General features: G+C 45.3%; 10 protein-coding genes. All 10 read right to left on the minus strand.

What is annotated here, in order from left to right; all coding sequences use genetic code 11:
* Positions 1-4767: a gliding motility-associated C-terminal domain-containing protein gene (locus ACLI08_RS10960; protein ID WP_411428528.1), complete on the minus strand. Its 4767-nt coding sequence runs from the start codon at positions 4765-4767 to the stop codon at positions 1-3.
* Between the two features lie 136 nt (positions 4768-4903).
* Positions 4904-5506 carry a SprT-like domain-containing protein gene (locus ACLI08_RS10965; protein ID WP_411428529.1) on the minus strand — a complete coding sequence of 201 codons (603 nt, stop codon included), beginning with the start codon at positions 5504-5506 and terminating at the stop codon, positions 4904-4906.
* A gap of 13 nt (positions 5507-5519) precedes the next feature.
* Positions 5520-6200, minus strand: coding sequence for an SDR family NAD(P)-dependent oxidoreductase (locus tag ACLI08_RS10970; RefSeq protein WP_411428530.1), 681 nt, complete (start codon positions 6198-6200; stop codon positions 5520-5522).
* The gene (locus ACLI08_RS10975) at positions 6201-7142 is read right to left on the minus strand and encodes a M28 family metallopeptidase (protein WP_411428531.1); all 942 of its coding nucleotides are present in this window, start codon (positions 7140-7142) and stop codon (positions 6201-6203) included.
* 38 nt (positions 7143-7180) lie between these two features.
* Positions 7181-7795: an alpha-ketoglutarate-dependent dioxygenase AlkB family protein gene (locus ACLI08_RS10980; protein WP_411428532.1), complete on the minus strand. Its 615-nt coding sequence runs from the start codon at positions 7793-7795 to the stop codon at positions 7181-7183.
* Between the two features lie 13 nt (positions 7796-7808).
* A complete protein-coding gene (locus tag ACLI08_RS10985; RefSeq protein ID WP_411428533.1) occupies positions 7809-8558 on the minus strand; it encodes a hypothetical protein in 750 nt (249 codons plus the stop codon).
* Between the two features lie 188 nt (positions 8559-8746).
* Complete coding sequence (locus tag ACLI08_RS10990; protein WP_411428534.1) at positions 8747-10414, minus strand: 2-oxo acid dehydrogenase subunit E2; 1668 nt, start codon at positions 10412-10414, stop codon at positions 8747-8749.
* A gap of 8 nt (positions 10415-10422) precedes the next feature.
* A complete protein-coding gene (gene pdhA, locus ACLI08_RS10995) occupies positions 10423-11421 on the minus strand; it encodes a pyruvate dehydrogenase (acetyl-transferring) E1 component subunit alpha (RefSeq protein ID WP_411428535.1) in 999 nt (332 codons plus the stop codon).
* Between the two features lie 190 nt (positions 11422-11611).
* On the minus strand, positions 11612-12094 hold the full coding sequence (cdd, locus tag ACLI08_RS11000; protein ID WP_411428536.1) for a cytidine deaminase: 483 nt from the start codon (positions 12092-12094) through the stop codon (positions 11612-11614).
* Positions 12095-12097: 3 nt separating this feature from the next.
* Complete coding sequence (gene porV, locus ACLI08_RS11005; RefSeq protein ID WP_411428537.1) at positions 12098-13339, minus strand: type IX secretion system outer membrane channel protein PorV; 1242 nt, start codon at positions 13337-13339, stop codon at positions 12098-12100.
* Between the last annotated feature and the right edge of the window lie 9 nt (positions 13340-13348).

Below are 13348 nucleotides of genomic sequence, written 5' to 3' on the forward strand. Positions count from 1 at the left end.
CTAAACCTTCCTAAGCAGGTATACCCAGCCTGTTAGCTGTTTACCTTTAGACAGCGTAACTACATAAAAATACGTACCCGTAGGCAGGTCGCCCTTGTCAGACTGGCCGTGCCATTCATTTTTGTAATCGTACTTTTCGTATACCTGTAAACCGTAACGGTTAAATATCTTCAGGTGCCTTACATCAAGGTTAGAGAGGTCAAACTCCTCATTATAGTCTCCGTCGCCCGGAGAAATACCTTTTGGTATGGCGCAAAACGTGTTTGTTACTGTAACCGAACCTGTAGCCGAACAGCCGCCGTTTTGTGTTACAGTAACTTTGTATACGCCAGTAGCCTCCCCTGTTATATCTACTGAGGCACCCGAAGCTGTAAAGCTACCCGGCCCGGTCCATGAAACCGAAGCCACATCAGTTATATCAGCTATATTTTGTACCCTGATTATATAGTCGTTGTTTTCACATCCGGCTATCGGTTCCACGTCAAACGGATTAGGGTTAAGCGACACATTAAAACTTTTAGATGCGGTACACGTACCATTATTAACTTCCACGGTATAATCACCGAAATCAGTTACCGGTAGTGTTGTAGAGGTATTGGCAAGCACATCGGTTCCTTTGTACCATTTGTAGGTCATGTCTGCCGCATTAAAGTTGGCCGGAACCACCTCGAGCACGGTGCTTTGCCCGGCACACAATATTGCATCGCCCTCTATGGTATACTGCGGCCTTGGCTTAACCAACACACTTGTAGTGGTAGCAGCCGATGTACAGCCGTTTACCGTAACGGTTACACTATACACACCCGATGCTGCCGTACCTGCCTCCGCAATCAACGGATTTTGTACAGAAGCTGTAAAACCGTTAGGGCCCGTCCAGCTATAAACCGCCCCGGCAACAATGTCAGCCGTAAGTTGCACATCCTGGCCTTCGCATACGGCAGCTACCGCCGGTACTACAGGCGCGTTAGGTATATTATTAAGTACTACGGTTACTATGGCGTTGTCTGTAGCACCACAGGCACTGGTTACTTCATATTTAAAGTTGTACGTTCCCGGAGCTATGCCTGCGGTATTAAAATTACCTGCTGTCATAGTGCCTGCCGCGTTAAGGTCGGTCCATGTACCTCCGGCATCATAAGTGGTACCCAAGCTATTAAACAGGTTGATTATACTACCTGTATTACATACATTTTCGGTAGCAGTAACCCCGGCATTTGGTGCCGGACTAATGGTTACATTAACCGAAGCCGCCGGAGAAGTACATCCGTTTGCCGTAACGGTAACCTCATACAGCCCGGATTGTGCCGGAACTGCGTTTGCAAGCACAGGGTTTTGTAGTGAAGACGTAAATCCGTTTGGCCCCGTCCAGGCGTATACAGCCCCGCTTACCGCAGAAGCCGTAAGCTGTATGCTACTACCTTCGCAGCTTATTCCTACAGGAGATACAACCGGTGCCGCAGGTGTGGCATTAAGGGTAATTGTTACCAGCGCATCATCTGTAATGCCGCATGGGCTGCTTACCGAATATTTAAAGTGGTAGGTACCTGCACCCACCAGTGCTGTATTGAAATTTGAAGTATTAAGCGCGCCCGTAGCATCTACATCGGTCCAGGTACCCCCTGTGGTATAGCCAGTGCCGATATAAGAGAACAGGTCGAGATTTGTAAACGGGTTACATTGTGTAAGGGTGGCATCGTTTCCGGCAAAAGGCAGCGGCACAACGGTAAAGCTTACGGTACCCGGAGCAGAAGTACAACCATTTACCGTAACGGTAACCGAATAGGTGCCTGATTGTGCCTGCGTAACATTAGCAAGCTGAGGCTCTCTTTGAGACGAACTGAAACCATTTGGCCCTGTCCAAGAGTACACCGCACCGCTGGTAGCCGGTACTGTAAGCCGTACATTAGCACCCACACATACATCGGCCTGAGGTGCCGGAACCGGAGCCACCGGTACTGCTTTAAGCTCTACGGTAACGGTAGCCACATCTGTAGTGGCACACGCACCCGTTACAGTATAGCTAAAGCGATACGTGCCCGGGGCTACACCGGCAGTATTAAAGTTACTGCCTGTAAGTGTGCCTGCACTGTCTACATCAGCCCATACACCACCTGCATCGTACGTTGTGCCCAGTTGGCCTGCAAGGTTAACTATAGTGCCGGCAGCACCGTTACAAACCGACACACTTGAGCTTGTACCTGCATTAGGCAATACATTAGGCCCTACTGTATGTACTAAGGTTTGATTAAGGCAAGATCCGGGATCGGTAGCTATAATGCGCACGGTATATTCACCCGCCTGCGTGGCCGAGTTAAAAGCAGGAAAGTTAAGCGTAGCAGACGTGCTTAATATTACCGTAGGATTAGCCGTGGCAAACCATTGGTAACTTAAAAACGTGTAACCGGGTACACTCAGCGTACTGGTCTCTCCTTCGCAAAAGCCTGTAGCGGTAACAGCAACAGGATCCTGCGCATTTATGGTAAATTCTTTATTACGAACGTTTCCGCAGTTATCTGAAACGCGGAAGTTGTACCTGCCCGCTGTAAGCCCCTGGAATACGCTGCTGGTGCCGTTATTTATCAGGAAACTTGTATCTCCGTTTTTACTGGTAATTGCATACGTAAACGGTGGCACGCCAGACACCGTAACAACCGCCTGTACCGTACCGTTTGCACACGGAAACGGTGTAACATTTATAATGGCAGGGCCACCGTCAAAGTCAAACTCATTTACAGTAGCTATACAAGGCACTGTTTGAGAAACTCCGTTGTCGTATACATAAAACACTTTCAATACCCTGAAATGTCCCACATAGTCAAGGTTAAGCGTAAGGGTATTAACGTTTAAGAATACAGCATTTGCAAAAGTAGGAGTTGTTCCATCGTCGTACACCACACCGGTTTGCGGGTGCTCCCATTTCCCTGTAACAGCATTGTACTTTTGCAGCCAAAAAGACTGCGCATAGTTACCTGTACTGGTATGCTGAACATCAATATCAAATGAACCACAATGTGGTATAATGGTTACGTTGTTTGTTGTAATATGGTAGCCTGCTACGGTAACCTGCTGGGTTTGGGTAAAATTACACTGATCGGTAAACGCTATGGTATAAACACCCTCCGGGAGATTATTTATAAAAAGTTGTCCGGGATTAGGCTCGGCAGTACTTATGTACGAAGATATATCAAAGGGCAGCGTACCGGTAAAAGCGGCGGGTGCTGCAGTAATGCGTACTGTGGTAAAAGTGGTAGTAGCAGACCCATATACCCTTATACTGCCAAAACCTTCGGTACAACCTGCCCTTGGGATAACCGTAAACGACTGCACATTAGGCGTAGGCGTTACCGACACAGGTAAATTATGGCTTTCGCCACAGCTGTCTACCACTACAAACATATAATCACCCTGAGGTATGTTGTCTATAAAGAAAGAACCGTCTGGTGCTATAAATGCAGACAGGTTTCCCGGCAAATTGCCCGGGTATGCCGGTGGCGCCTGGGTTACCGTTACCTGGGCAACAGTCCTTACACTAAATTGTATTTTTACACTGCCGGTAGCCGCACCACACAGTGCCTCTACCGTAGCCGAAGGAGCATCAGGAGGATAGGTTACGTTTATTGTTTTAGATTCTGTATGCCCACAGGCATCTGTAAGGGTAAACGTATAACTGCCTTCCGGTATAGGATTTGTTGCGCTGCCATACTCTGTAACATCGTTAAAAGTAGGATGCTGCGGATTTGCTGTCAATGGGTTAAAACCGGCAGGGCTGCTCGTAAAGTTAATAGTATATGGGCCTATATACGAAGTGGGTGTTATGCTAAACCACACTCCACTGCATTCTCCATTTTTAACCGAGGTTCCAATTGCTATTTTTTTATTTATAATGTTATTATTACGTACAAAGTTGTTGCCACAGGCATCTGTTATAACAACGTTATAAGAATACTGCTGGTTATAGTAAAACGGAAGATCGGCCTGCAAAAGCCCGACAGTATCACCCGTAGCAATAACCTGTGTCCGTGTTATTGCTGCCCCTCCGCCAGGAGGAAATACCGTGTAAGTTACTAAAAGTGGGTATATTACCCCAATACCTATTGGAGCCTCATAAGCATTGTAAACAGAAATCAGGTTACACCCTGCTAAAGGCCCCGGGACATAGCTAGGCCCGGCTATATTTATTTGTGCCGCTTGTTGTGTAAGGGTAACATCCCGGGTAAATGTTTCGCCGCAATTATCGGTTATCGCTACCCTGTAAATACCCGGTGCCATACCGCTAAACACATTAGATGCCTGCGCGGGGCGTGTCATAGGGCCCCTTGTTATCTGGTAAGAAACGGCATTCCCCGTAAATACGTTTACCGTTATAACACCATTGTTGTTGCAGGTAATATCTGTAAGAGTAAGGCCAAAAGTAAGGTTAACTACGTTGTTTACAATGGTGGTATCTGCCGTTTGTGTGTTACTAAGGTTACCCAGCATTTGCGTAGCCACTACCCTGTAATTACCGGCCGCCAGGCTGCTTACTGTTGTGTTACTACCGGAAACCAACGGTGTGGTAACGTTTGGCAACAAAAAAACATCATACGTTATGGTAGCGCCCGGAGTAGTACCCGAAACCGAAAACGCAAGCGAACCATTGCCTAAACAGGTTTGTGGAGTGGGTGTTACGGTTAGTGTAAACGCACTGAGCTGCCCAAACATATTTAAAGAAAGGAGAAAAAAAAGGATAGCCGCGTAATTGCGGCAACGATGTAAAGTTGGTTCCATTTACAAGAGTTTTGTTAAAGACTGGTTTTTGCGGTAAATATACACCCTTTCAGGCCGTTTCTACCTCACTCATTTTTAAAAAAACATCTTACAAAAGTTTTACCCTACCCTAATGTTAAAAAAATGAAGGTAGCCTTTACACTGAAACAACTTCAACTTCGGCATTTGGCGAAAAAAGGAATACCCTGCCGGTATTCAATTCTGTACATTCAAATCGCTTAAGGCGCTGCGCCCCCTTACGGAACACCCGCCCGTTATGTATGCGGAAACACGCGCCAAACGGGATTTCAAAAATATAGTTTTTAGAAGGATCGCGCTCGTCATATTGTTTTAAGGCAAGCGAAAGCGTGGCATCGGTATCACTGCTGGCTTTAGGATTTTTAAAATGCCTGGCAAGCAAAGGCAGTAATGCCCCCGGAAATACCTCCGGCCGTATAAACGGTACCATTAGTTTCTGGAAGGTACGCTTCCACTCCTCCCCGTGCGGTTTTATGTTTCGCCCAAAGGTTTCAAAAGCCACAAGGTGGGCAATCTCGTGCACCAGGGTAATCAGGAAACGGTACTTGTTAAGGCTGGCATTTACGGTAATACGGTGGTAACCCGACTGGTCTCTGTGATAGTCGCCATGGCGGGTTACACGTTCGTTTACTATTTTCAGGTGTACGCCATAGTGCTTTATAAGCTCAAAAGACGCATCTACAGCATGCTCCGGAACGTATCGCGCTAAAATATCCTTCACCTGAAAATAGAAATTATGGCGTAGTGCTCGATACCTGCAGCACCTTACCGTTAAAGTATGTAGTACCCGTAAGGGCAAAGTTATAAATATAATCGGCCATTTGCACTGCTGAAAGCGGCGCCTCATAGCCCGGGAACGCCTCCTGAAGCATCTCTGTATTTACAGCGCCCAGTGCCAGCACGTTAAAGGCCACGCCCCTGTCTTTATATTCTTCTGCAAGCAATTCAGACAGCGTTATTACCGCACCTTTACTACTGCTATAGGCTGCAAGCCCGGCAAACTTCATGCTGCCCTGTATACCGCCCATACTACTCACGGTAATCACATGGCTACCGGCAGGCATGTAAGGCAGCACCACCCTATTTAGGGCTGCTACACCAAATACGTTTACTTTATAAATGTATTCAAACTCATCGGCAGTAATTTCGCCAAACGGTTTGTGCAGCAGCGCACCCGCGTTGTGGATAAGCACATCGGCTTTTTTCCATGTCTGGTCTATAAATAAGCCTACTCCCTCCAGCGCAGTAACATCGCTAAGATCTACCGAAAGGCAGGTTATGTTACTGTGCTCTAAAAGCGTTTGTGGCGTTTTACGCGAAATAGCCAGTACGTTATGGCCCGCATTAGCAAACTGCAGTGCCAGTTCATAGCCTATGCCACGGCTGGTACCCGTTATAATAATATTTTTACTCATTTATTTTTTCATTACAATATCGCCCGCCGGTGCGTTTACCATTTTATCGGCAACCGGAATTATCTCTTGTATAAAATGCGTCATGGCGGCAATGTTCATGTGTTCAAAATCATCCTCTACCTTATGGTAGTAATCAAAGTTTTCGAAATCAAAGGTACAAATCGTTTGAGCCGGTTTGTTGAATTCCTTGTAAAAACTGTAGTTATCGCTACGGCGGAACAGCTGGTACTTCATTTCCACATCAAGGTAGCCTACCAGTTTCTTACCCGAATATTCGTTAATCTTGTCGCCCATGTTACTCATGTGCCATCCGGTAACATACGCCAGTATATCGCGCTTCATAGGTACACCCACCATTTCAAAATTCAGCATGGCGTACATATTAAAGTTCTTTGCCTTAAGTTTTTTTACCAGCGACCTCGACCCCAAAAGCCCCGCCTCCTCAGCCGAGAAAAAGCAGAACAGTATACTGCGCTTGCTTTTATTTTTGGCAAAATACTGCACCAGTTCGGCTACGGTAGTGGTACCGCTGGCATCGTCGTTAGCGCCGTTGTACACGTTGTCGCCACCGGTAGGGTCTTCTGCAAGTCCTATATGGTCATAATGCGCCCCGAAAACTACAAATTCTTTTTTCAGTACCGGGTCGGTTCCTTCTATGTATCCCACCACGTTGTACGTAGGTTTATCAAAATTGGTCAGCGTATCTTTATAGGTTTTAAAGTAGGGTTTAACGCCGTTTTTTTTCAGGATGTCCTCCAGGTAGGCAGCGGCTTTTTCAAGACCAGGGCTACCGGCAAGGCGACCTTCAAGCTCATCTGAAGAAAGATATTTCAATGTAGCAGCAACAGAGCTTTCCTGAACTGTATATTCTTTTTTTACCTGTGCAAAAGTTGACGATATTCCGCCAAGCAATAACAGCGCGGCTAGTGTTAGTTTTTTCATGATGATGTGATTGTTTCGGCTAAAATAGTAAATAATAACTATTCCCCTACAATAGTCCTAAAGGTAAGATTTACCCGCGGACGCGTTACTTTTTTTGTGGGCGGAAGCCGGTGCAGCCAGTGCGTTTGTGTGGTGCCTTTCATAACCAGCAGGCTGCCATGCTCTAAAAAGACAGAAACTACTTCTTTACTCTCCTTGTGCTTAAAACTAAAGTTACGCTCGGCACCAAAGCTGAACGAGGCTATAGCACCATTTTTCTTCAGCATGATTTCGGCATCGCTGTGCCACGCCATACCTTCTTCTCCGGTGTGGTACAGGTTAAGCAAACAGGAATTGTAGGTTTCTCCCGTACGCTCCTCGGCAAGTTTTTTCAGTTCTAAAAGTTCAGGTGTCCAGGGTAGCGCGTGCTTAGTAGTCCGGCTGTAGGTATAGCTAAACGGCTTATCGCCGTACCATGCCACCTTGCGTTTGGTAATGATTAGTTTCCCGAAGATAATAGCCTCATCATTACGCCACTCTACATCGTTTAGCAATTTTTCTAAATAATGATTGGCTTGCGCCAATGGGATTACATGACCGTAGTAATTCACCTCACCGTCTTTCGGCAGGAGGTTATGGGAGCTATCAGATTCGGGGTTAAAGAGGTCTAACATAACATTAGATAATTTACAAAAATGTGCTTACTATATATAAAAACCCGCCAATGATAAAACTTATAGCGTTTGCAACGAGCGAAAAATTAAACAACCTTATAGGCGATATCTCCTTCAAAAAATACCGAAGAAAAAGAAATTCAGACACAAATATGATTAATTCGAGCCCCAAAATAAGCAAAAGCCAACTATCTATATAGGGAGAAACAGCATCGAATGAAAGCCATGCTAAAGGGAGTGATATGCAATTCATCAAAGTGACCAACCTAATTTTCTTTTTGGTTATCTGGTTACCGAATACATAGGCTGCCGTAAGCAATTCCAAAAACAGAGTAATGGATAAAGCCCTTAATATTTCACCTGTTTTACCACGAAACAAAAAGCTTGTGGTTTCCTGTATTTTGTAATTACCATCTACTTGAGAAACCACAAAAGTGGGGTTACTGCCCACAGGCTCATAAACCGGCAAAGTTATTTGTCTTCCCCCTGAAAACAACAGCAACCGTTGATATTTTTTATAAGCGTGGCCTACAAACCTGCATGAATTGTCTTGACAAATAATGTAGTTATTTACCCAATGCGACTTTAAAGTGTCATAAACGTTAAAAGATAAAACATCTGACTCCTGAACCAATATAGAGTCTACTTTGGTTTTAATGTCAAACTGATATTGTTGGTAACCTTTAGGCATTGCATCTGCTGATACTTTGTAAGAAATACAAAATAGCACCACAAACATTAAAAGTTTATCAAACCCACTCATATTGATAATTAGGTAAAAATAAGATTAATAAAAACGCTATTCAAAATAAGCAAAATTAAATCAGACCGGAGCAACAATCTTTACAATTACGATTTTACGCCCCCACCTACGGGAATCCCTCTGAACGAGGGGAATAAAAAAAACCCATCCTTACGGACGGGTTCTCTTTATCATATACACGCTGTAGGTTATGCAAGCATGGTTACAGGGTTTTCAATGTATTGTTTAAGTGTTTGCAGGAACTGAGCACCTGTAGCACCATCTATAGTACGGTGGTCGCATGTTAGGGTCACAGTCATGGTGTTGCCTACAACAATTTGTCCGTTTTTCACTACCGGCTTCTGAACAATAGCACCTACTGAAAGGATAGCTGAGTTCGGCTGGTTGATGATAGACGTAAACTCCTGGATGCCAAACATACCAAGGTTAGACACGGTAAACGTACTGCCATCCATTTCGGCCGGAGTCAGTTTTTTGCTACGTGCTTTACCTGCAAGATCCCTAACACCGGTACCAATTTGAGAAAGGCTCATCATGTCTGTAAACTTAAGTACAGGCACCACAAGGCCGTCTTCTACCGCTACAGCAACACCTATGCTTATGTGTTTGTTGTAAATGGTAACATCGTCTTTCCACTGGGTGTTTATTTGCGGGTGCTTACGCAGTGCCATAGCACAAGCCTTAATCACCATATCGTTAAACGACACCTTAGTATCAGGAACCGAGTTGATTACTGTACGGCTTGCAATGGCGTTATCCATATCAAGCTCTATGGTAAGGCTGTATTCTGGCGCAGAGAATTTAGATTCACCAAGGCGTTTAGCAATAACCTTACGCATTTGGTTGTTTTTAACTTCCTCTGTAGCCACCTCGCCTACCGGAGTGTATACCGGCGCGGCAGCAGGCGCAGCAGCAGTTTCCTTAGCAGGTGCGGCAGCGGCAGGAGCCGGAGCAGCAGCGGCTGCAGGCGTATAGTTTTCTACGTCTTTCTTAACAATACGGCCGTTTTCGCCCGTACCCTTAACTTTACTTAGATCTACACCTTTATCTTTAGCTATTTTACGGGCAAGCGGAGAAACAAATACCCTACCACCATCGGCAGTAGCTACGGTTTCTGTAGCAGCTTCTTCTTTTGCTTCTTCTTTAGCAGCAGGTGCAGCAGCTTCCTCTTTAGCAGGAGCGGCAGCAGCAGGCGCAGGTGCACCACTGGTGTAAGCGCTTACATCGGTTCCCGCAGGGCCTATAATAGCAAGAACGCTGTCTACCGGAGCGCTTTCGCCCTCTTTAATACCAATGTAAAGTAGTGTACCGGCATTAAAACTTTCAAACTCCATAGTGGCTTTGTCCGTTTCAATTTCAGCAAGGATATCACCTTCTTTTACAGTATCACCTACTTGTTTCAGCCACGAAGCCACAGTACCTTCGGTCATGGTATCGCTTAGGCGTGGCATGGTAACAATCTTAACATCCTTAGGAAGTTCTGCAGCAGGTGCCGCTTTCTCTTCCTTAGCTTCTGCTTTAGGGGCTTCCTCAGCCTTTGGAGCTTCTGCTTTTGGTGCCTCGGCAGCTGGGGCAGCATCACCGCCTTTGCCATCAAGAAGCGCTTTGTAATCTTCGCCTTCTTTACCAATAATGGCAAGAACGCTGTCTACAGGGGCAGTATCGCCTTCCTGTATTCCTATGTATAGTAGAGTACCTGCATCAAAAGCCTCAAACTCCATAGTGGCTTTATCGGTTTCAATCTCTGCAAGTATATCACCTTCTTTTATAGTGTCACCTACTTTTTTAAGCCACGTAGCCACAGTACCTTCGGTCATTGTGTCGCTAAGGCGCGGCATTGTAATAATCTTTGCCATGCGTTCTGTTATAGTTTATGTGGTAAAAAAGGATAGTTTTCTTGTGCGTACACTACATCGTACATTACATTAAGATCCGGGTACGGAGATTCTTCTGCAAATTTTTCGCACTCTTCCACAAGGTCTTTTACCCTTTGGTCAATCGCTTCAATTTCTGCATCGGTAGCGTAGCCTTTGTCTTTAATGATATCAAGCACCTGTGTAATAGGGTCTATTTTTTTGTACTCTTCTACCTCCTCTTTAGTACGGTAGTGCTGTGCATCACTCATAGAGTGGCCACGGTAGCGGTACGTTTTCATTTCAAGGAATGTAGGGCCATCACCACGGCGTGCGCGCTCCATAGCTTCATGCATGGCTTCGGCTACTTTTACCGGGTTCATACCATCTACAGGGCCACATGGCATTTCGTAGCCAAGACCCAGTTTCCATATATCTGTGTGGTTAGCCGTACGCTCTACAGAGGTACCCATGGCATAACCGTTGTTTTCTACAATAAACACTACAGGAAGTTTCCACAGCATAGCCATGTTAAACGCCTCGTGAAGTGATCCCTGGCGTGCAGCACCATCACCAAAATAGGTAAGGGTAACACCGCCTGTTTCAAAATATTTATCGGCAAAGGCAATACCGGCTCCAAGAGGAATTTGCCCTCCTACGATACCGTGACCACCGTAAAATCCTTTTTCTTTACTAAAGATGTGCATACTACCACCAAGCCCTTTTGAAGTACCGGTAGCTTTACCAAGAAGCTCTGCCATAACGCGGCGAGGATCTACACCCATACCTATAGGCTGAACGTGGTTACGGTAAGCAGTAATCATTTTATCCTTAGACAGGTCCATAGCATGTAGCGCGCCGGCAAGTACTGCCTCCTGACCGTTATATAGGTGAAGGAAACCCCTCACTTTTTGCTGAATGTATAAAGCTGCAAGTTTATCCTCAAACTTCCTCCAAAACTGCATGTCTTCATACCATTTCAGGTACACTTCTTTTGTTATTTCTTTCATTGCTCAATTAATGTTGCTCTTGGTACTTATTAATCCTTTTTCAGAAACTGCAAATCGCACCCTCATATGGATTTGCGAAATGCAAAAATAGCACATCCCTTTTATAACTAAAAAATTTAGAACAAGTATTTTACTATTTTTTAAAACGTATGCAAAAAATAAAGGGACCGAAAACGATCCCTTTGATTTTTTATAAATATTCGCCCCCAAATGTTAGGGGTAAAAGATTTTTTAACGAATCACTACAATATACTTTACCCTCTTCTCCCATAAAGAAAATTTCTATGGGCGTATCCTGTTTCAGCTCGTATTCGGCTATGCTTTGCCTGCAGGCACCACACGGCGGAATGGGATCTGTAACCACCTTTTCCTCGGCAGCGGCACTAATGGCCATTTTTAAAATTTTTACCCCGGGAAACGCTGCCCCGGCATAAAAAATCGCAGTACGCTCTGCACAAAGGCCACTGGGGTACGCTGCATTTTCCTGGTTACTACCCACTACCACCTGCCCGTTTTCGAGCAGTAGCGCGGCACCAACATGAAACTTAGAATACGGCGCATACGATGCCTTTCGCACCGCTACAGCCTGCTCCATAAGCGCAGCCACATCCTGCGGCAATTCGTTTACAGAAGCATACACAGTAAAAGAGGTAGTTATAGTGAGTTTCTCCATATATTAATCCTGGTCGTATTCGTCGCCAAAGTTGAAACTTAGTGAAAAACGAAGTGTGTTTTCAAGCGGGTTCCTTACTGTAGAGGCTGAGAAAAGGTATGAAAAATCAATTTTTACGGTAGTATATTTAAAACCTGCACCCAATGAAAAGAATTTACGGGCACCTTTTTGCGGACTTTCATGGAAATACCCTAAGCGCATATTAAACGCCTGGTTGTAGGTATACTCTGTAGCAACAGAGTAGGTAACTTCTTTTAGCTCTTCGCTAAAACCACCCGGCGCATCGCCAAATGATTTAAAGATACCGCTAACCCAGTTGGTGTTTTTGTACTGAGTAAGTTTCTCAGCATAAAGCGCTTCTGCCTGAGTAGCGTTAACATCACCGGCATCGTTATAATCGCCATCGCCATTAGCATCCAGTGGCTTTACATCGGCAGGTGGCGTAGGCACAAGCAGTTTGGTAACCTCTGCACTTACACCCACAGTGTTGTATTCGTCAAATATAAAATCGAAACCACCACCCAGCCTAAGGTTAGACGGAAGGAAGTTAGAACTTAGCTTGGTATCGGCATCATAACTTATTTTCGGGCCCAGGTTCTGGAAATTGAAACCGGCCCTCCAGCGACCGTCAAAGTCTGCATAGGCCTCTTCTTCGCTCTGGTAAAAACCGGCAAGGTCAAAGGCGTACGATACTGCTGCATTAGCATCTGAGCTAGTGCCGGCAACCGCCTCGGCAACCTTAAGGTTAGAGTTGATTAACCTACCTGCAACCGACATGGAAAAACGGTCGTGCAGTTTAAGCGAGTACGAAACATCCAGCGCAAATTCGTTTGGCGACCTGGTAATCGCAGGATCTGTAGCGTCCTGCCTTATTTCTATATCGCCCAGGCTAAAGTACCTTAAACTGGCACCAAAAGCACTGCGCTCGTCTCTTAGCTTGTAATAATAGTTTAACTGGCCTAACGAAATATCATTGGCAATACTGGTAAGGTATGGTGTATAACTCACGGCAACCCCCTGTTGGTTAGAGGCAAAGGCGTATTTAGCCGGGTTCCATTGCTGAGAATATACGTCGGTTGATGTGGCAACACCCTGGTCTGCCATACCACCGGCGCGTGCATCGGCAGCAATAAGCAGAAATGGAACACCTGTAGTAATCACCCTGTTATCGCGGGTTACATTCTGCGCTTTTACAACCTGCGCACCTCCTGCTAAACATAAGGCGAGTAAAAAGATCTTTTTCATCCGTTTTTT

Origin of the sequence: Flavobacterium sp. RNTU_13, assembly GCF_046614455.1 — a bacterium.
Taxonomy (GTDB): domain Bacteria; phylum Bacteroidota; class Bacteroidia; order Flavobacteriales; family Flavobacteriaceae; genus Flavobacterium.